An 18,857-nucleotide genomic window follows, 5' to 3' on the forward strand; every position below is an offset into this window, starting at 1 on the left:
CGGGCAATCCAGAGGAGGACCCATGAGCAGGATCGTGATCTTCGGGGCGGGCGGACGCGTGGGCCGCGCGGCAGTGGCTGAAGCCGTACGGCGCGGACACTCGGTGACCGCAGTGGTGCGGGACCCCGGCAAGTACGCGGAGCTTGGCACTTCGGATGCTGTCACCGTGGTACGGGGCGACGCGACCGACGCCGAGTCGGTGGCCGTGGTCGCGGCGGGGCACGATGCCGCCGTGAATGCCTCGGCCCGGTTGGACCTGCCCGCCGAGGAGTACTTCACGGCGGCCGCGCGGGCTCTGGTCGACGGGCTCGGGCGGACGGGGGTGAAGCGGCTCCTGGTCCTGGGCATCGCGACGACGCTGGAAACCTCGCCAGGCGTGCGGGTGATGGACGATCCGCAGTTCCCCGACGAGTACCGGCTGTTCTCCCAGGGGCACGTGGCGGAGTTCGAGCTGCTGCGGACGGCCGCGACCGAGCTCGACTGGCTGATGGTGGTCCCCCCGCTGGACCTGAACGCGCAGGCCGAGGCCACCGGGCACTACACGAGCGCGGTCGGTGCCGTGGTGGGGCAGGGGCGCATCTCGCACCAGGACCTCGCGGTGGCACTGCTGGACGAGATCGAGACGCCGAAGCATCGCGGGGTGCAGTGGGCGGTTTCGCACTGACGGCGTGACCGGCATGGTGGGCAGGACGGCGGATCAACGGGGGCGTTCATCGTTTGTCTACCGCCTTGGTCCATGGTCAGTTCCACGGGGCGCCCCGAACGTTCACGGGCGCGAACATGGATGAGGAAGGCACACGGGGATGAAGGCAATACGGCACATGGCGCTGGCCGCAGCAACCGGCGCACTGGCCCTGGCCGGGACGATGGCGACGGCGGGCACCGCGCAGGCCGCGTACGACCCGACCAGCCACAGCATCTGGGACGACGAGCCGCTCTACGCGGGCTGGCACGTCGACTCGTACACCACCCGGCTGATCATGCAGGCGGACGGCGACCTGGTCATCTACCAGGACTTCAACACCGCCAGTCCGAAGGTCCCGTTCAGGTCCGGTACCACGAACTGCGGCTACAAGACCGTCATGCAGTCCGACGGGAACCTCGTCGTCTACTCCGCCTCCGGCGGCGTCTGCTGGGCCCTCGGCACGGACGGCCACCCGCACGCCAAGCTGGTGGTGAACGACTCGGGCGCCGTCGGCGTCACCTGGGGCAGCGGTCGGCTCCCCAGGGCCAACACGGGCGACCCCTACTCGCGCTTCCTGTCGTCGGACCTGTACTGACGGGCACCGCCCGCTCCGGCGTGACCTCGCGCATCGTGGCCCCGACCGGCGGTTCTCCGTCGGCCGGGGCCACACGCGCGCGCCCGCACCCCCGTGCCCACCCCTCACCCCCGCTCGGCGAGCCACCTGACCAGGTCGGCCACCGACCACTGCGGCCGGGCCGCGAGCCGCGTCGCCGCCGTCCGCAGCAGGACGGGCAGGTAGCCGCAGATCTCGGCCAGCTCGGCCGCCGGGCCCGGCTCCCGGCGGATCCGGTCGGCGCCGACGATCCGGGCCAGCAGCTCCTGCGCATCGTGCTGCTCCAGCGGCCCCAGCGCCACCCTCACCGCGTCCCCCGGCAGGACCCCCGGCTCCGCCCCCGCGACGACGGCCGCGCAGCCAGCCACCGCCGGCAGCAGCGGCGCCACCTCGCCGACCCCGTCGAGCACGACCAGCACCCGCCGCCCGTCCAGCGCGGACCGGTAGCGCGCGGACATCTCCTCGACCGTCGCCCCGTACGGGGGCCGCTCCCCCAGCGCCCGCAGGAACGCCGCCAGCGCGGCACCCGGGTCCGCCGCCCCTCCCGCCGCGTACAGCTGCCCGTCCGGAAAGGCGTCCTGAACGGCATGCGCCACATGCACCGCGAGCGCCGAAGTGCCGCTGCCGGCCGGACCGGACAGCCCCAGCACCGGTGCGGCGCCACCGACCCCCGGCTCCCGCAGCACCCGCCCGGCCTGCCGCAGCTGCGCCGAGCGCCCCACCAGGTCGGGGATGTCCGGCGGCAGCTGGCAGGGCCGGGGCGGCCGGCGCGGCGGCACCGGGACGTCCGGCGCCGCCAGCGAAGCGTCCCCCCGCCGGATGCGGGCGTGCAGGTCCACCACCGCCGGCGCCGGTTCGAGCCCCAGCTCCCGGTCCAGCCGCGCGCGCAGCGCCTCGAAGGCGGCCAGCGCCTCGGCCGTCCGCCCACAGCGGTGCAGGGCCAGCAGGTACAGGCGCTGCACCTCCTCGTCGCGCGGGTGCTCGGCGGCCAGCGCGTCCAGCGCGGACAGCGCCTCGGCGTGCCGGCCGAGCGCGAGGTCGAGGTCGTGCAGCACCTTCACCGCCGCGTGGCGCCCGGCGGCCAGCCGCTCCCGGGCGCGTTCGGCGAAGCCGCCGGGCACGCCGTCCAGCGCACGCCCCCGCCACACCGCGAGCGCCCCGGCGAGCAGTTCACGGGCCCGCGCCGGGTCGTCGTGGCGCAGCGTGGCCGCCTCGCCCACCCCGGCCTCGTAGCGGAACAGGTCGACGGCGGCACGCTCCACCGCCAGCCGGTAGCCACCGGCCGTGGCGACCAGCAGTCCGGGGGTGTCGAGGGCGCGGCGCAGCCGGTGGGCGTGGGTGCCGATCTGGCCGACCGGGTCCTTGGGCCAGCGGCCGTCGTCCTCGCCCCACAGGCCCTCGACCAGTCGCTCCGTGGGCACGAGTTGGCCGGGGGCGAGCAGCAGGGCGGCGAGGACGGCGCGCTGCTGCGGCCGGCCCAGGTCGATCTCGCGGCCGTCGCACGAGGCGCGCAGCGCTCCCAACACACGGAAATCGAGCCCCATGTCCCCATCCCCGAAGCCATGAGTTTCAGTACACAATCTGTGGCAGATCATAGGTGCCCGGATCGTGGGGGCGTCACCGTCCGTACGGAAGTGGCGTGATCCGGACACACGGCGACATTCGGGGACGGGACATGGTTGACATGGGGGAATCCGGGCTGCGGTTCGGACTGCTGGGACCACTGCGGGCCTGGTACGGGGAGCGGGAGATCGAGCTGGGCCGACCGCAGCAGCGGGCCGTCCTGGCGGTGCTGCTGAGCGCCGCCGGACGGACGGTGGCGACGCCAGTGCTGGTGGAAGGGGTGTGGGGCGGAGCCGCGCCGGCCGATCCGCGCAAGGCCGTCCAGGTGGCCGTCTCCCGGCTGCGCGTGGCGTTCAAGCCGTACACGGGGCCGGATCCGGAGCGGATGCCGCTGGTGCGGGTCGGCGACGGGTACGCGCTGCGGGTGCCCGGGGCGGAGGTGGACTCGGCCCGCTGGGAGGCGCTGCTGGCCGAGGCCGGACGGCTGCGCGACCGGCAGGCGCCCCCGGCGGAGGTCCGGGAGGTGCTGCAGGCGGCGCAGCGGCTGTGGGTCGGCGAGCCGCTGGCCGGGCTGCCCGGGCCGCACGCCGAGGCCGTCCGGGCCGTCCTCACCGAGCAGCGACTTTCCGCCAAGGAGGCGCAGCTGGAGCTTGACGCGGAGATCGGCGACCGCACCGGCCTGACGGCGGAGGCCGCCGCGCTGGCCCTGGAGCACCCGGGCCGGCCCCGGCTGACCGCCGCCCTGATGCGCGCCCTCTACCAGGCGGGCCGCAAGGCCGAGGCGCTCGCCGTGTACGAGGACGCCCGCCGCTGGCTGCCGCCGGGCGAGGACGGCCCGGCCGCGCTGCAGCTGCGGATCCTGCGCGAGGACCCGGCGCTGCTGCCCGCCTCCGCCGCCGCCACCCGCGCCGAACCCGCCGCCGGCTGGCAGCCGCCCGACCAACTGCCCTCCGGTCTGGCCGACTTCACCGGCCGCACCGAGGAGGTCGAGACGCTCGTGGACCGCCTCGCCGGCGCCGGCGGGCGGGCCGTGGTGGTCTCCGCGCTGGACGGCATGGGCGGGGTCGGCAAGACCACGCTGGCCGTGCACGTCGCCCGGCAGGTGCCCGAGCGCTACCCCGACGGGCGGCTCTTCGCGGACCTGCGCGGCGCCGACCGGACGCCCCCGGCCCCGGGCGCGGTACTCGCCGGCTTCCTGCGCGCCCTCGGCGTGGCCGCCGAGGAGATCCCGCCGGACACCGGGGAGCGCTCCGCCCTCTACCGCTCGGCGCTGGCCGGGCGGCGGGTCCTCGTCGTCCTCGACAACGCCGCCACCCTCGACCAGGTCGAGCCGCTGCTGCCCGGCTCGTCCGGCTGCGCCGTCCTCGTCACCAGCCGCGTCCGGCTGGCCGGCCTCGCCGGGGCGCACCACCTGCGCCTGGACACCCTGCCGCCCGGGCAGGCACTGGAACTGCTGACCCGGATCGTCGGCGCCGAGCGCGTCGCCGCCGAACCCGCGGCCGCCGAGGAGGTCGTCCGGGCCTGCGGGCTGCTGCCGCTCGCGGTCCGGATCGCCGCCTCGCGGCTGACCGCCGACCCCGCGCTCACCCTGGCGGCGCTCGCCGAGGGGCTGCGCCAGGAGCACCGGCTGGCCGAACTGAGCGACGGCGAACGGACGGTGGAGGCCACCTTCGCCCTCTCCTACCACCGCCTCGACGCCGAGACGGCCCGCGCCTTCCGCCTGCTGTCCCTGCCCGACGCCCCCGACATCCCGCTGCCCTGCGCCGCCGCACTGCTCGACCGCACCGAGACCGAGGCCGACGAACTCCTCGAAGCCCTCGTCGACCTCAACCTGCTGCACTCCCCCGGCTTCGGCCGCTACGGCTTCCACGACCTGGTCCGCGACTACGCGCGCGGCCGGCTCGCCACCGAGGAACCCGCCGCCGAGCGCACCGCCGCCGCCGACCGGCTGGTCGACTACTGCCTGGCCACCGCCCGCAACGCCGACCTCGCCGCCCGCAAGGCCGACCCGGTCGAGCTCAGCCTGCTCGGCGCGACCGTCCGCTCCCCGGGCCGGACGCTGCCGGACGGGCCGGCCGCGGTGCGCTGGATGCGCGAACAGGCCGGCGTGCACGCCGCCGCCATCGCCCTGAGCTGCGCGGACCCGGCGCTGCCGCTCGACCGGGCGGCCGAACTCGCCGACCGGATGAGCGCGGTGCTCGCCGAACGCACCCAGACCAGCGACATCGCCGACCTCGCCGACCGCATCGCCCGGGAGGCCGCCGCCCGCGACGACCACGGCCCGCTCGCCCTCGCCCGCTACGTGCGCGGCAGCATGCTCTGGCACATCAACCGCTACGCCGAGTCCGAGCAGGAGATCCGCCAGGCGGTGGCCCTGTGCGACGGCGACGACGCCCTCGGCGGCGGGGGCCCCACCCTCCGCGTCCTCGCCAAGGCCCTGCTCACCCTCGGCGGCAACGCCCGCATCCGCGGCCGCTACGCCGACGCCGCCGAGCACGCCGGCCGCGCCGCCGACCTGTTCCACCGCCTCGGCGCCGAACGCTCCGAGGGCAGCGCGCTCGGCGAGTTCGCGTTCAGCTGCGCCCACACCGGCCGGCTCGCCGAGGCCCGGGACGCGGCCGAGCGCTGCGCCCGCCTGATGAGCGGCTCCGGTCCGGTGTCCGCCGCCACCGGCCGCTACTACCTGGCCCGGGTGCTGCGGCTGTGCGGCGACCCGGAGGCGGCGCTCGCCCACGCGCTCGGCGCCCGGGACGAGTTCGCCGCGCTCCAGGTGACGGTGTTCGAGGCGGCGGCCGGCGACCTCGCCGCCCGGATCCACGCCGAGGCCGGCCGCTGGCTGCTCGCCGCCGACGCCGCCGAGGCGGCGCTGCCGCTCGCCCGCCGCACCAGCGCCGTCCTGGAGGCCGCACTGCTGCGCACCCTGGGCACCGCGCTCACCGGCCTCGGCCGCCCCCGCCAGGCCCGGGCCTGCCTGGCCGACGCGCTGGAGGTGTACGAGCGGCTCGGGCTCGGCGAGGACGCCGACCGGACCAGGACGCTGCTGGAGGCCCTGCCGCAGCCCTGACGCCGTCGTTCCGGGCCAGGCGTGCACCAAGCGTTGACGGCTTGTCTACCGCGGTCCGCGACCTTCTCTCCCGTCAGGTCGCGAACCGCGGCCGTGCGAAGGAGAACCCAGATGAGAGCCCTCACCCGTACCCGCAGGATCCTCGCCGGACTCGGCGCCGCCACGGCCGTCGCGGGGGCGGTCGTGGTCGTCGCCCCGGCCGCGCACGCCGCCGGCTGCGAGCTGCCGCCGAACGTGGCGACCTTCACCTCCGTCTACAACGGCGCCGGCGGCGCCCTCGACCTGCCGTCCGACGACGAGGCCAACGGCCGGCGGGTCGGCGTCTACACCGCCAACCAGAGCCCCGCGCAGACCTGGTCCTTCTGGGGCTACTGCGACGGCACCACCGCCATCTCCCACGGGAGCAAGGTCGTCGACCTCGACACCGGCTCGGGCGCCGTCCAGCTCTGGGACACCCCCGGCGGCCTGGACGGTCTCAACCGCCCGGCCGGCGACTGGATGGCGGCCAATCAGAAGTGGCGCCGGACCGCCGAGGACCGCGGCTGGTACCTGATCCAGAACGCGGCCACCGGCCAGTGCCTCAAGTCCAACGGCGTCGCCCAGTACACCTCGGTGACCGCCTGCGACGGCAACGACCCGGCCCAGCGCTGGCGGCTCGGCTGATCCACGGCCCCCGACCCCGGTCCGCTCGTCGGCGCCGACGAGCGGACCGGCCCTCCACCGGCCGCGCCCCCGACGCTGTGTCACAGTCCCGTATCCGTCGTCACGGTGGCACGTGGGACTCGTCACGGCAGGGTCAAGAGGCCGCCAAAAAGTGGTGCCGGACCCCCGCCCTACGCTAGGAACATCCCTCGGAAGGGCCGCCCGTCCGGCGGCCCGAAGATACGGGGGACACCACATGAAGCTCATCGGCACGAGCAAGAACGCGGCGGTACTGGCCGGACTGGTCGCGGTCGGCGCGCTCACCCTGACCGCCTGCAACGACGACGCGGCGTCGTCCGACACGGCGAAGACCCCGCCGCCGGCGACCACCGCGCCCACCACTGCGGCCGCCGCGCCGACCAGCCCGGCCACCACCCCGGCCGCGCCCACCACCCCCGCCGCCCCGGCCACCACCCCGGCGGCCGGCGCGCCCCCGGCAGCCGGCGGCGGGGCGACCGCGGCGCCCGGGACGACCGTCAAGCTCGGCGAGGCCGTCCAGCTGCCGTTCACCTCGGGCAGCACCAAGGGCACCATCTCACTGGCCGTCACCTCGATCGAGCAGGGCGACCCGGGCGACCTCACCGCCCTCAAGCTCGGCGACAAGGCGAAGGGCCTGGTGCCGTACTACATCCACTACAAGATCACCAACGCCGGCACCACCGACCTGTCGTACACCAGCGTCGGCCACATGAAGGGCCTGCTCGCGGACGGCACCGAGGCGCAGGACCTGCTGATCATCGGCAGCTTCGCCAAGTGCCCGAGCAGCTCGCTGCCGACGGGCTTCACCAACGGCCAGTCCGCCACCGCCTGTGCGGTGGCGCTCTCCCCGGCAGCCTCGAAGGTCGCGGGCGCCGAGTACTGGGGCGAGCCGTACACCATCGGCAAGGGCATCGACTGGAAGTGATCCGCACGGACGCCGGGCGGGAAGGGCGGCCGCACGCCGCCTTCCCGCCCGGCGTCCGGGTTCACCCGGCCGCCGCCCTCGGGCGCCCGGAAATCGGAGGCGTGGACCACCCTCACCCTGATAGACAATGTGACATGCTACAGGGCTCCCACATCACCCTCCGTGCCCGGCGACAGGACGACATCCCCGTCCTCCAGTCCGAGCTGTACGACGACGTCGCCACCCGCACCCGCGCCGACAACCGGCCGTGGCGCCCCCTCCCGCCCGACTCCCCGCACTCCCCCTACACCGTCACCGCACCGACCGACGACGCCGCCTGCTTCTCCGTCACCGAACAGGCCACCGGCGAACTCGCGGGCGAGGCGCTGCTCTGGGGCATCGACACCCACAACCGCTGCGCCCACCTCGGCCTCGCGCTGCGCCCCGCGCACCGCGGCCGCGGCCTCGCCACCGACACCCTGCGCACCCTCTGCCGCTACGGCTTCCGAACGCTCGGCCTCCAGCGGCTCCAACTGGAGACGCTCGCCGACAACGCGCCGATGCTGGGAGCCGCCCGCCGCGCCGGCTTCACCGTCGAGGGCACCCTGCGCGCCTGCCACTGGACCGACGAGGGCTTCGCGGACCAGACCGTCCTCGGCCTGCTCGCCCACGAATGGACGCCCTGACCCGGCCGACCTCCCCGGCGTCCGGGTTCACCCGGCCGCCGGCGCCCGGTAGATCCGCAGGAAGGCGTCGACGCCTTCCTGCGCGATCCGCACGACGTCCTCGTCCGTCACCGGGAGCGCGCCCCAGAACGAGCGCTCGGCGACGCCGTGGAAGGTCAGCAGGGTGAACCGCTCGGCGGCCTGCGCGGGGTCGTCGACGGCCAGCAGCCCCCGGCCCGCGATCGCCTCGAAGTGCTCCGCGAGGTCGCGGTGGGAGGCGATCGGGCCGGCCTCCAGCCACGCCTCCAGGACGTCGGCCGGGATGTTGGCCACCTCGGCGCGGATGGCCCGGCCGAGCGCGCCGTGGTCCCCCGCCGACAGGACGGCCCGGGCCCGCTCGACCGCGAAGTCGGTGAGGTCCTGGCGCAGGTCCACCACCCGGTCGAGGTGCTTCTCCATCAACTCCCGGATGGCCTCGGTCAGTTCGGCCGAGTTCAGGAGCGCGACGGAGAGGAAGAGGGTCTCCTTGTCGGCGAAGTGGTTGTAGACCGTCCGCTTGGACACCCCGGCCTCCGCGGCGATCGCGTCCATGCTGGCCCGGACGTAGCCCTCGCGCCCGAACACCGCCGTCGCGGCCCGCGTGATCGCCTTGCGCTTCTCCGGCCGCCCCGCTCCGCCCGTCGTCGCCACGGCGCCACTTCCCATCTGCTGAAACCGTCGAAAACTACCCGGTGTAGTCTATCCCGGGCCCGTCGGACCCGAGCTTGCCATCGAACAAGGGTGCTCTATGCTGCCTACAACCTCTACACCCGTGTAGAGGGAATTCAACAGCACGCCTGCCCCCGACCGGAAAGCCGATGCCGCGCGCGGGAACCGGCCGGCCGAACACCAGCGTCCAGTAGTGGCAGCGCATCCGCTCTTCACACGACGACCGGGCGCGGGCGCCACAGTGGCGCGCAAGCACGGGAACACCGGGGGTGAGTGCGTGGCGGGGCGGCGAGGACGGACGTCCGAGCAGGAGACACGACGGCGGGCGAACAAGCCCCCCGCGCGGACCCTCCCCGGCGGAGCGGCCCTGCCCGCAGCACTGGCCGTCGGGCTGCCCGCCGTGGGCGCCGGGATAGACGAGCTCTCCGGCCCCGGCATGGGGCTGGCCTTCGCGGTGGGCGCGGTGTTCGGAACCGGCCTGTCGGCCGCCCTCAGCAGCCGCAACGGCTGGTGGTGGGTCGTAGCATCCTCGCCGCTGCTGGTCCTGGGGGTGACGGCCGGCGCCGAACTGCTGGCCAACGGCGACGCCTACCAGGGCAAGAGCCTGGCCACCGGCTCCGCGAAGTGGGTGGTCCACGGCTTTCCCGTGATGGCCGCGGCCGCCGCAGTGGCCGCGCTGGTGATCGTGGTCCGGCTGGTCCGGGACCGGAGGAGGGACCATGGCTGAGAACCCGGAGACCCGCAAGACCGGCCGCGCCGCCGCCACGGCGGCCCGCAGGCGCTCCCCGCTGCTGATCGCGGGCCGCACGGTCGCCTGCTCGGTCGCGCTCGCGGTGTTCGCCGCCAGCGGGGTGGTCTGGTACGAGTACCGGACCCTCACCGACGGGATGACCACGTCCAACGTCATCGCCGAGACGAAGAAGGACGCGCCCAAGCACCTGGACAACTCGGTCAACCTGCTGCTGATCGGCCTCGACAGCCGCAAGAACATGGACGGCACCGACCTGCCGCCGGAGTTCGTCCAGGACGAGCTGCACGCCGGGCACAGCTCCGACATCGGCGGCTACAACACCAACTCCCTGATCCTGCTGCACATCCCCGCCGGCGGCGGCAAGGTGCAGGCCGTCTCCATCCCCCGCGACGACTACGTCATGACGTACGGCGCCGACGGCAAGCAGGCCGGCATGCGCAAGATCAAGGAGGCCTACGGCGAGGCCAAGGACAAGGCCACCCCGGCCCTCCAGGCCAAGGGGCTCAAGGGCGCGGACCTGGAGAAGGCCGGCCGCGACGCCGGCCGCGCGGCCACCATCCAGACCGTGCAGAAGTTCCTCGACCAGCCCATCGACCACATAGCCGAGGTCAACCTCATGGGCTTCTACGACATCGCCAAGGCGGTCGAGCCGATCGAGGTCTGCCTCACCCACGACACCAAGGACCCGGCCATGGAGGGCCAGGGCTCCGGCGCCGACTTCCACAAGGGCGTCAACAAGCTCAACGCCTCCCAGGCGCTCGCCTTCGTCCGCCAGCGCCACAACCTGGACGGCCCGGACGGCAACAGCGGTGACTTCGCCCGCACCCACCGCCAGCAGGCCTTCATCTCCTCCGTCGTGCACAAGCTCAAGCAGGACGGCATCGTCAGCGACCTCGGCAAGCTGCAGAAGCTGTTCGGCGTCGTCCAGAAGGACCTCGTCATCGACAACGAGTGGAACGTCCTCGACTTCGCCCAGCAGGCCCCGAACCTGACCGGCGGCAACGTCGAGTTCAACACCCTGACCTTCGACGACTTCGGCAAGCGCAACGGCCAGGACGTCAACCTCGTCACCCCGGCGAAGGTCCAGAAGGTCGTCAAGCAGATCTTCGGCTACGCCGACTCCGCCCCGGCCACCCCCGACGCGGCGGGCGACCCGACCACTCCGCCGGCCGCCACCCCCACCCCGACCCCGACGCCCACCAAGGCCGCCACCCCCGCCACGGTGGACGTCTACAACGCCTCCACCGCCGCCGGGGTCTCCTCCACCGCCGAGTCCAAGGCCCTGGTCGCGATGGGCTTCAAGGCCGGCCGGACCGGCGGCTCCGCCTCCAAGTCGAAGACCAGCACGGTGATCTACGGCAAGGGCGCCAAGGACGCGGCCGACCAGATCGCCGCCCGCTACGGCGTCACCGCCACCGAGTCCGCCTCGGCCTCCGCCGACCGCGTGATCGTCACCCTCGGCACCGCCTTCACCGGGCCCGCCGACGACAAGACCGCCGCCCCGAGCACCGGCGCCACCCAGGGCCCGGCCGACCCGACCGCCAACCTGCCCGTGCAGGGCCCCTCGGTCGACGCCCAGAGCGACGGCGGCATCCCCTGCGTCTACTGACGCGCCCCCGCACCACCGTTCGAGGGAGGCTCCTGCCCGGGGGCCTCCCTCGCGCCTTTCCCGCACCGGCCCCCCGGACCCGGGCCGACCCCTGGCAAGATTCTCCGTACTATGTATAGTGTACTGCGTACGGGATAGCCGTGCGCGCCGCCCGCCGAGAGGACCCCACCATGCGGATCACCGCCTCCGCCGTCTCCCTGACCGTCGAGGACGTCACCGCCTCCGCCGCCTTCCTCCAGCGGCACTTCGGCTACACCGAGGAGATGTCCGCCGACGGCTTCGTCTCGCTCAAGCACCCGGGCGCCGGGGTCAACGTCGTCTACCTGCGGCGCGGCCTCGAGGTGCTGCCCGAGAGCCACCGCGACCGGATCGCGGACGGGGTGATCCTGGCGTTCGTCGTCGCGGACGTCGCCGGCGAGGAGCGGCGGCTGCGCGGCGAAGGGGTCGAGGCCACCCTGCCGCTGCGCGAGGAGCCGTGGGGGGAGAAGCTGTTCCAGGTCACCGACCCGAACGGGGTCGTGATCGAGCTGGTCGAGTGGGTCAAGCAGTAGCCGGGCGGCCAACCGGCGGCGCCCCCTCGGCCGATGGCCGAGGGGGCGCCGCACGTACCGGACCGGGCCGGTCAGTCCACCGTCCAGGTGTCGTTGCCCGCGAGCAGCGTGGCCAGGTCGCCCGGCCCGCGGTGCGCGGCGGCGGTGGCCAGCTGGCTCGCCATCAGCTCGCCGTAGACGGGCCGCCGCACGTCGCGCAGGACACCGATCGGGGTGTGGTGCAGGGTGTCGGCGTCGGCGATCCGGGAGAGCGCGAAGGCCGTCGCCGGGCTGGCCGCGTGGGCGTCGTGGACCAGCACGTCCGCCTCGTTGTCCGCCGTCACCGGGGCGGTGAACAGCTCGCCGTCCGGGCCGCGGAAGACGCCGCCGGCGAGGTCGGTGCCGTAGCGGATCGGCTGCCCGTGCTCCAGCCGGATCAGCGCCTCGTCCCGGGTGCCGGGCTCCTTCAACGCCTCGAACGCGCCGTCGTTGAAGATGTTGCAGTTCTGGTAGATCTCCACCAGCGCGGTGCCCTCGTGCGCGGCCGCCGCCCGCAGCACCGACTGCAGGTGCTGGCGGTCCGAGTCGATCGTCCGGGCGACGAAGGACGCCTCGGCGCCGATCGCCAGCGACAGCGGGTTGAACGGCGCGTCCAGCGAGCCCATCGGCGTCGACTTGGTGATCTTCCCCAGCTCGCTGGTCGGCGAGTACTGGCCCTTGGTCAGGCCGTAGATCCGGTTGTTGAACAGCAGGATCTTCAGGTTGACGTTGCGCCGCAGCGCGTGGATCAGGTGGTTGCCGCCGATGGACAGCGCGTCGCCGTCCCCGGTCACCACCCACACGCTCAGGTCCTGCCGCGCGGAGGCCAGGCCGGTCGCGATCGCCGGCGCCCGCCCGTGGATCGAGTGCACCCCGTAGGTGTTCATGTAGTACGGGAAGCGCGAGGAGCAGCCGATCCCGGAGACGAACACGGTGTTCTCGCGCTTGATGCCGAGCTCCGGCATGAAGCCCTGCACCGCCGCCAGGACCGCGTAGTCCCCGCAGCCGGGGCACCAGCGCACCTCCTGGTCGGTCTTGAAGTCCCGTGCGCTCTGCGGCCCTTCGGCCTTGGGCACCAGGTGCAGGGACGGGAAGCCGCTCTCGCTCATCGGTGGTCCTCCTCGTCCAGGGTGCCGATCGCCGCCGACAACACGTCCGCCAACTGTGCCGCCTTGAACGGCAGTCCGCGCACCTGGTTGTAGGACTCCGCGTCCACCAGGTACTTCGCCCGCAGCAGCAGCGCGAGCTGGCCGAGGTTCATCTCGGGCACGACGACCTTCTCGTAGCTCCGGAGCACCGCGCCCAGGTTGGCCGGGAAGGGGTTCAGGTTGCGCAGGTGTGCCTGGGCCACCTCCCCGCCGTCCGCCCGGACCCGCCGCACGGCCGCGGTGATCGGCCCGTACGTCGAGCCCCAGCCGAGCACCAGGACCCGCGCCTCGCCGCTCGGGTCGTCGACCTCGACCTCGGGGACGGCGATCCCGTCCACCTTCGCCTGCCGGGTGCGGACCATGAAGTCGTGGTTCGCCGGGTCGTAGGAGATGTTCCCCGTCCCGTCCTGCTTCTCGATCCCGCCGATCCGGTGCTCCAGCCCGGGCGTGCCGGGCAGCGCCCACGGCCTGGCCAGGGTCTTCGGATCCCGCAGGTACGGCCAGAACGCGCCGTCCTCACGGTTCGGGCCGGTCGCGAAGTCCGGGTCGATCTCCGGGAGTCCGTCCACCTCGGGGATCCGCCACGGCTCCGAACCGTTCGCCAGGTAGCCGTCCGAGAGCAGGAACACCGGTGTCCGGTACGTCACCGCGATCCGGGCCGCCTCCAGCGCCGCGTCGAAGCACTCCGCCGGCGTCGCCGGGGCGACGATCGGCACCGGCGCCTCGCCGTTGCGCCCGAACATCGCCTGCAGCAGGTCCGCCTGCTCCGTCTTGGTCGGCAGACCGGTGGACGGGCCGCCGCGCTGGATGTCCACGATCAGCAGCGGCAGTTCCAGCGACACCGCCAGGCCGATCGTCTCGCTCTTCAGCGCCACCCCGGGGCCCGAGGTCGTGGTCACCCCGAGCGCGCCGCCGAAGGCCGCGCCCAGTGCGGCACCGATCCCGGCGATCTCGTCCTCCGCCTGGAAGGTGCGCACCCCGAAGTTCTTGTGCCGGCTCAGCTCGTGCAGGATGTCCGAGGCTGGCGTGATCGGGTACGAGCCCAGGTACAGCGGCAGCCCGGAGCGCTCCGCGGCGGCGATCAGGCCGTAGGAGAGCGCCAGGTTCCCCGAGATGTTGCGGTAGCGCCCGGCCGGGAGCTTCGCCGGCGGCACCTCGTAGGAGACCGCGAAGGTCTCCGTCGTCTCCCCGAAGTTCCAGCCCGCCTTGAACGCGCTGATGTTCGCCTCCGCGATCTGCGGCTTCTTCGCGAACTTGCTGCGCAGGAAGGTCTCCGTCCCGCGGGTGGGGCGGTGGTACATCCAGGACAGCAGCCCCAGGGCGAACATGTTCTTGGCCCGCTCGGCGTCCTTGCGCGCCAGCCCGCTGTCCTTCAGCGCCTCCAGGGTCAGCGTCGTCAGCGGCACCTTGTGCAGGTGGTAGGCCTCCAATGAGCCGTCCGCCAGCGGATCCGCCGCGTACCCGACCTTCGTCAGCGCCCGCTTGGTGAACTCGTCCGTGTTCACGATGATCTCCGCGCCGCGCGGCAGATCCGCCAGATTCGCCTTCAGTGCCGCCGGGTTCATCGCCACCAGCACGTTCGGCGCGTCCCCCGGGGTGAGGATGTCGTGGTCCGCGAAGTGCAGTTGGAAGCTCGACACCCCCGGCAGCGTCCCGGCGGGCGCCCGGATCTCGGCCGGGAAGTTCGGCAGCGTGGAGAGGTCGTTGCCGAACGACGCCGTCTCCGAGGTGAACCGGTCACCGGTGAGCTGCATCCCGTCACCCGAGTCGCCGGCGAAACGGATGATCACCCGGTCGAGTCGGCGAATGGGCTTGCTCCGCCTCGGTGGTGAGCCGCCCGGGGCGGCGGGGCCGGCGGGCACGGCCGCGCCGGGGCGTCCGTCACCGCTCCCGGGACGGCTCTCGTCGCCGTCCGGGCCGTCCACTGCCTCTGACTGATCGACCTGACTGGTCACTGCCGCGGACCTCCTCGTGGGCACACCACCGCGGGCGCGACCCCGTGCCCCGTCCGCTTGGTGCACCTCCCGCATCCTATGCGGGTGAACTCGACCCCGGATGGAAGTGGCGCACGAATCGCACCGGTCCGCGCCCGGGCCGCACAGCAGGTACAACGTCCGGCCGCCGGAGATCATTCCGCGTCCGGCGGCCGCCCTCGATCCGACGGGTTTTCGCCCGACGACGGGTCGGGGCTACGAGTTGAGGTAGGTGAGCACCGCGAGCACCCGGCGGTGGTCCTCCGGGCTCTGTGCCAGGCCCAGCTTCAGGAAGATGTTGCTGACGTGCTTCTCCACCGCGCCGTCCGAGACCACCAGTTGCCTGGCCACCGCGCTGTTGGTACGGCCCTCCGCCATCAGCCCGAGCACCTCCCGCTCCCGCGGCGTGAGGTTGGCCAGCACGTCGCCCTTGCGGCTGCGGCTGAGCAGCTGCTGCACCACCTCGGGGTCCAGCGCGGTGCCGCCCTCGGCGACCCGGACCACCGCGTCCGCGAACTCGCGCACCTCGGCGACCCGGTCCTTCAGCAGGTAGCCGACGCCCCGGGTGGAGCCGGCCAGCAGCTCGGAGGCGTACCGCTCCTCCACGAACTGCGACAGCACCAGCACGCCCAGGCCCGGGTAGTGGCCGCGCAGCTCGACGCAGGCGCGCAGCCCCTCGTCGGTGTGGGTGGGCGGCATCCGCACGTCGGAGACCACGACGTCCGGCAGCTCGCCGGCCGCGGCCAGGTCGTGGATGGTCTTCAGCAGTGCCGCGCCGTCCCCGACCCCCGCGACGACCTCCAGGCCCCGGTCGGTGAGCAGCCGGGTCAGGCCCTCCCGCAGCAGTACGGAGTCCTCGGCGATGACGACGCGGCGCATGGTGACCTTCCCGGCAGGTGAGCTGACACGGCCAGTCTCCCCCATCCGCGCGGCCGCCCGCTGGGGGGTTCGCGGCTCCCGCGCCCCGCTCGCCGCCCCGGTCACATGGTCCGCATCGCCACCGAGTCGCAGAGCGCCTCCAGGGCCGCCTTCGCCGGGCAGTCCGGCAGCGGGGCGAGCAGCGCCCGGGCGTCCTCGCCCTGGCGCAGCGTCTCGCGGCGGGCGCGCTCCAGCGCCGGGTGGCGGCGCAGCAGGTGCAGCGCCTCGGCGTGCAGCTCGTCGTCGGCGAGGTCCTGGGTGAGCAGTTCGCGCAGCCGGGTGTCGGCCGGGTCGGCGGGGTCGGCCGGCATCTGCTGGAGCAGCAGGGTCGGCAGCGTCGGCACGCCCTCGCGCAGGTCGGTGCCGGGGGTCTTGCCGGACTCGTGGCCGTCGCTGGCGATGTCCAGCACGTCGTCGGCCAGCTGGAAGGCGATGCCGATCCGCTCGCCGAACTCGCTGAGGGTCTCCACCATCCACGGCTCGGCGCCGGCCATCTGCGCTCCTATCCGGCAGGAGACGGCGATCAGCGAACCGGTCTTGCCGGACAGCACGTCGAGGTAGTGCAGCAGCGGGTCGCCGTCCGGGCCGGGGCCGCGGGTCTCCAGGATCTGACCGGTGACCAGCCGCTCGAAGGCGTCGGCCTGCATCCGGACCGCCTCGGGGCCGAGGTCGGCGAGCACCTGGGAGGCGCGGGAGAACAGGAAGTCGCCGGTGAGGATGGCCACCGAGTTGTCCCAGCGGGAGTTGGCGCTGGGGGCGCCGCGGCGCACCAGGGCCTCGTCCATGACGTCGTCGTGGTACAGGGTGGCCAGGTGGGTCAGCTCGACGACGACGGCCGCCGGCACCACGCCGGGCGCGCCCGGGTCGCCGAACTGGGCGGCCAGCAGCAGGAGCAGCGGGCGGAAGCGCTTGCCGCCAGCCTCGATGAGGTGACTGGCGGTGATGGTGATGAACGGGACGTCGCTCTTGACGGCGTCGGCGAGTGCCGTCTCCACCGCGTCCAGTCCGGCCTGGACGTCCCGGGTCAGGTCGCGGTCCTGCACGCTGAGCCCGAAGGGTCCCACGACGGTCACGAAGACCACTCCTCTGTCCCTGGTCGATCTAGCGGCCTGGTCCCTGAGTGCCGCCGCTGGCCATACAGGCAGGGTATCCGGTCACGAGTGGATCACTGCACGGGCGTGCGGATCCTGTCATGATCGGGCTGGATGCCCTGGTCAGGGCGGCTGTGGGGGCAGTACTGCGGTGGGGGCGAATTCAGCTGTGGAACACGGGCCGAAGCCGGCCCGCCGACCGGTCGGCGGCACACGCGCGTCCGGGCCGCGCGCGGAGGGCGCGGCCCGGACGGTTCCGGGGCGGCGGCGCCGCCCCGGCGGCGGTCAGCGGACGAACAGCGCGGCCTTCGACGCCAGGTCCAGGAAGTACTGCGGCAGCAGGCCGAGACCCAGCGTGACCAGCACCCCCGCCCCGATCGCGGTCGCCGTGAAGGCGCTCGGGATCGCCACCGTCGGGCCGCCCGGCTTCGGGTCGGAGAAGAACATCAGCACGATGACCCGGATGTAGAAGAACGCGGCCACCGCCGAGCTCAGCACACCGACCACCACCAGCGGTGTGGCCCCGCCGGCCGCCGCCGCCTGGAACACCGCGAACTTCCCGGTGAACCCGGAGGTCAGCGGGATCCCGGCGAAGGCCAGCAGGAACAGCGCGAACACCGCCGCCACCAGCGGCGAGCGCCGGCCCAGCCCGGCCCAGCTGGACAGGTGGGTGGCCTCGCCCTTGGAGTCGCGCACCAGGGTGACCACGGCGAAGGCGCCGAGCGTCACGAAGGAGTACGACAGCAGGTAGAACAGCACCGAGGACAGGCCCTGCTTGTTGGTGGCGATCACCCCGGTGAGGATGAACCCGGCGTGCGCGATCGAGGAGTAGGCCAGCAGCCGCTTCACGTCCTGCTGGGTCACCGCCAGCACCGCGCCCACCACCATGGTGAGGATCGCCACCCCCCACAGCACCGGCCGCCAGTCCAGTCGCAGGCCCGGGAAGGCCACGTAGAACAGCCGCAGGAACGCCCCGAACGCCGCGACCTTCGTCGCCGCCGCCATGAAACCCGTCACCGGGGTCGGCGCGCCCTGGTACACGTCCGGGATCCAGGAGTGGAAGGGCACCGCGCCGACCTTGAACAGCAGGCCGACCGCGAGCATCGCCAGGCCGATCAGCAGCAGCGCGTCGTTCTGGGTGGTGCTCAGCAGCGCCGGGGTGGTCATCGCCTTGCCGGAGATCACGTCCGAGATGTCACCGAGCTTCACGCTGCCCGCGTAGCCGTACAGCAGCGCCGTGCCGAACAGGAAGAACGCCGAGGCGAAGGCGCCCAGCAGGAAGTACTTGACCGCCGCCTCCTGGGAGAGCAGCCGGCGGCGCCGGGCCAGGGCGCAGAGCAGGTACAGCGGGAGGGAGAAGACCTCCAGCGCCACGAACATGGTCAGCAGGTCGTTGGCGGCGGGGAACAGCAGCATGCCGCCGACCGCGAACATGGTGAGCGGGAAGACCTCGCTGGTGGCGAAGCCGGCCCGGAGCGCGGCCCGCTCCTGCTCGCCGCCGGGGGTGGCGGCGGCCTGGGCGGCGAACGCGTCGGCCGGCAGGCCGCCCGCCTTGGGCTCCAGCTTCCGCTCGGCGTAGGTGAGCACGGCCACCACGGCGGCCAGCAGGATCACGCCCTGCAGGAACAGCGCCGGGCCGTCCAGCGCGACCGACTCCATGGCCAGCAGGTCGACCTTGGTGGAGCCGTAGCCCTGCGCGGCCAGCACCACCACGGCGACGAAGGAACCGATCAGCCCGGCCAGGGCGAGCGACACCTGGGTCCAGTGCCGGTACCGGCGGGGCACGAAGGCCTCCACCAGGATGCCGGCCACGGCGGCGCCGAACACCACCAGCATCGGGGAGAGCTGGCCGTACTCGATGTGCGGCGCCGGGATGCTGGGGGTGCTGCCGCCGGCGGCGGCGAGCATGCCGGTG

At 73.6% G+C, this 18,857-nt stretch carries 16 protein-coding genes; 9 read left to right on the forward strand and 7 right to left on the reverse strand.

Features of this window, described 5'->3' with window-relative positions:
* Positions 1-22: 22 nt before the first annotated feature.
* Entirely contained in the window at positions 23-664 is a 642-nt protein-coding gene (locus P3T27_RS15290; protein WP_280678569.1) for an NAD(P)H-binding protein, read from the forward strand.
* A 139-nt stretch (positions 665-803) separates the two neighbouring features.
* Positions 804-1,280 carry a hypothetical protein gene (locus P3T27_RS15295; RefSeq protein WP_280678571.1) on the forward strand — a complete coding sequence of 159 codons (477 nt, stop codon included), beginning with the start codon at positions 804-806 and terminating at the stop codon, positions 1,278-1,280.
* A gap of 104 nt (positions 1,281-1,384) precedes the next feature.
* Here P3T27_RS15295 and P3T27_RS15300 read toward each other — a convergent pair whose 3' ends face one another.
* Positions 1,385-2,842 carry a BTAD domain-containing putative transcriptional regulator gene (locus P3T27_RS15300; protein ID WP_280678573.1) on the reverse strand — a complete coding sequence of 486 codons (1,458 nt, stop codon included), beginning with the start codon at positions 2,840-2,842 and terminating at the stop codon, positions 1,385-1,387.
* 131 nt (positions 2,843-2,973) lie between these two features.
* On the opposite strand from P3T27_RS15300, the gene P3T27_RS15305 reads away from it, so the two are divergent.
* From P3T27_RS15305 to P3T27_RS15320, 4 genes are all read left to right on the forward strand, one after another.
* Complete coding sequence (locus P3T27_RS15305) at positions 2,974-5,925, forward strand: BTAD domain-containing putative transcriptional regulator (RefSeq protein WP_280678574.1); 2,952 nt, start codon at positions 2,974-2,976, stop codon at positions 5,923-5,925.
* 111 nt (positions 5,926-6,036) lie between these two features.
* Positions 6,037-6,588 carry an RICIN domain-containing protein gene (locus P3T27_RS15310; RefSeq protein WP_280678576.1) on the forward strand — a complete coding sequence of 184 codons (552 nt, stop codon included), beginning with the start codon at positions 6,037-6,039 and terminating at the stop codon, positions 6,586-6,588.
* Positions 6,589-6,823: 235 nt separating this feature from the next.
* Positions 6,824-7,531 carry a hypothetical protein gene (locus P3T27_RS15315; protein ID WP_280678578.1) on the forward strand — a complete coding sequence of 236 codons (708 nt, stop codon included), beginning with the start codon at positions 6,824-6,826 and terminating at the stop codon, positions 7,529-7,531.
* A 134-nt stretch (positions 7,532-7,665) separates the two neighbouring features.
* A complete protein-coding gene (locus P3T27_RS15320) occupies positions 7,666-8,196 on the forward strand; it encodes a GNAT family protein (protein WP_280678579.1) in 531 nt (176 codons plus the stop codon).
* Positions 8,197-8,223: 27 nt separating this feature from the next.
* Here P3T27_RS15320 and P3T27_RS15325 read toward each other — a convergent pair whose 3' ends face one another.
* Complete coding sequence (locus tag P3T27_RS15325) at positions 8,224-8,865, reverse strand: TetR/AcrR family transcriptional regulator (protein ID WP_280678581.1); 642 nt, start codon at positions 8,863-8,865, stop codon at positions 8,224-8,226.
* 295 nt (positions 8,866-9,160) lie between these two features.
* On the opposite strand from P3T27_RS15325, the gene P3T27_RS41000 reads away from it, so the two are divergent.
* The 3 genes from P3T27_RS41000 (at position 9,161) to P3T27_RS15340 (ending at position 11,794) form a co-directional block, all read left to right on the forward strand.
* The gene (locus P3T27_RS41000) at positions 9,161-9,610 is read left to right on the forward strand and encodes a DUF6542 domain-containing protein (protein WP_348534104.1); all 450 of its coding nucleotides are present in this window, start codon (positions 9,161-9,163) and stop codon (positions 9,608-9,610) included.
* Positions 9,603-11,243: an LCP family protein gene (locus P3T27_RS15335; RefSeq protein ID WP_280678584.1), complete on the forward strand. Its 1,641-nt coding sequence runs from the start codon at positions 9,603-9,605 to the stop codon at positions 11,241-11,243. Before P3T27_RS41000 ends, P3T27_RS15335 begins: the two co-directional genes overlap by 8 nt.
* A 170-nt stretch (positions 11,244-11,413) precedes the next feature.
* Entirely contained in the window at positions 11,414-11,794 is a 381-nt protein-coding gene (locus tag P3T27_RS15340; protein WP_280678585.1) for a VOC family protein, read from the forward strand.
* A 71-nt stretch (positions 11,795-11,865) separates the two neighbouring features.
* On the opposite strand, the gene P3T27_RS15345 is transcribed toward P3T27_RS15340, so the two are convergent.
* The 5 genes from P3T27_RS15345 to nuoN form a co-directional block, all read right to left on the reverse strand.
* On the reverse strand, positions 11,866-12,921 hold the full coding sequence (locus tag P3T27_RS15345) for a 2-oxoacid:ferredoxin oxidoreductase subunit beta (RefSeq protein WP_280678586.1): 1,056 nt from the start codon (positions 12,919-12,921) through the stop codon (positions 11,866-11,868).
* Entirely contained in the window at positions 12,918-14,822 is a 1,905-nt protein-coding gene (locus tag P3T27_RS15350) for a 2-oxoacid:acceptor oxidoreductase subunit alpha (RefSeq protein ID WP_280678839.1), read from the reverse strand. Before P3T27_RS15350 ends, P3T27_RS15345 begins: the two co-directional genes overlap by 4 nt.
* A gap of 327 nt (positions 14,823-15,149) precedes the next feature.
* Positions 15,150-15,812: a response regulator transcription factor gene (locus P3T27_RS15355; protein WP_280678587.1), complete on the reverse strand. Its 663-nt coding sequence runs from the start codon at positions 15,810-15,812 to the stop codon at positions 15,150-15,152.
* Positions 15,813-15,913: 101 nt separating this feature from the next.
* Complete coding sequence (locus P3T27_RS15360; protein WP_280678589.1) at positions 15,914-16,924, reverse strand: polyprenyl synthetase family protein; 1,011 nt, start codon at positions 16,922-16,924, stop codon at positions 15,914-15,916.
* A 303-nt stretch (positions 16,925-17,227) separates the two neighbouring features.
* Positions 17,228-18,850: an NADH-quinone oxidoreductase subunit NuoN gene (gene nuoN / locus P3T27_RS15365; RefSeq protein ID WP_280678841.1), complete on the reverse strand. Its 1,623-nt coding sequence runs from the start codon at positions 18,848-18,850 to the stop codon at positions 17,228-17,230.
* Between the last annotated feature and the right edge of the window lie 7 nt (positions 18,851-18,857).

The sequence above is a fragment of the Kitasatospora sp. MAA19 genome, from assembly GCF_029894125.1.
In the GTDB taxonomy this organism is placed as follows: Bacteria; Actinomycetota; Actinomycetes; order Streptomycetales; family Streptomycetaceae; genus Kitasatospora.

What these genes read in the sequence shown, in the direction of transcription:
- P3T27_RS15290 (WP_280678569.1), top strand. Translation starts at nt 23, where the DNA reads ATGAGCAGGATCGTGATCTTCGGGGCGGGCGGACGCGTGGGCCGCGCG.
- P3T27_RS15295 (WP_280678571.1), top strand. Translation starts at nt 804, where the DNA reads ATGAAGGCAATACGGCACATGGCGCTGGCCGCAGCAACCGGCGCACTG.
- P3T27_RS15300 (WP_280678573.1), bottom strand. Translation starts at nt 2,842, where the DNA reads ATGGGGCTCGATTTCCGTGTGTTGGGAGCGCTGCGCGCCTCGTGCGAC.
- P3T27_RS15305 (WP_280678574.1), top strand. Translation starts at nt 2,974, where the DNA reads ATGGTTGACATGGGGGAATCCGGGCTGCGGTTCGGACTGCTGGGACCA.
- P3T27_RS15310 (WP_280678576.1), top strand. Translation starts at nt 6,037, where the DNA reads ATGAGAGCCCTCACCCGTACCCGCAGGATCCTCGCCGGACTCGGCGCC.
- P3T27_RS15315 (WP_280678578.1), top strand. Translation starts at nt 6,824, where the DNA reads ATGAAGCTCATCGGCACGAGCAAGAACGCGGCGGTACTGGCCGGACTG.
- P3T27_RS15320 (WP_280678579.1), top strand. Translation starts at nt 7,666, where the DNA reads ATGCTACAGGGCTCCCACATCACCCTCCGTGCCCGGCGACAGGACGAC.
- P3T27_RS15335 (WP_280678584.1), top strand. Translation starts at nt 9,603, where the DNA reads ATGGCTGAGAACCCGGAGACCCGCAAGACCGGCCGCGCCGCCGCCACG.
- P3T27_RS15340 (WP_280678585.1), top strand. Translation starts at nt 11,414, where the DNA reads ATGCGGATCACCGCCTCCGCCGTCTCCCTGACCGTCGAGGACGTCACC.
- P3T27_RS15345 (WP_280678586.1), bottom strand. Translation starts at nt 12,921, where the DNA reads ATGAGCGAGAGCGGCTTCCCGTCCCTGCACCTGGTGCCCAAGGCCGAA.
- P3T27_RS15355 (WP_280678587.1), bottom strand. Translation starts at nt 15,812, where the DNA reads ATGCGCCGCGTCGTCATCGCCGAGGACTCCGTACTGCTGCGGGAGGGC.
- nuoN (WP_280678841.1), bottom strand. Translation starts at nt 18,850, where the DNA reads ATGCTCGCCGCCGCCGGCGGCAGCACCCCCAGCATCCCGGCGCCGCAC.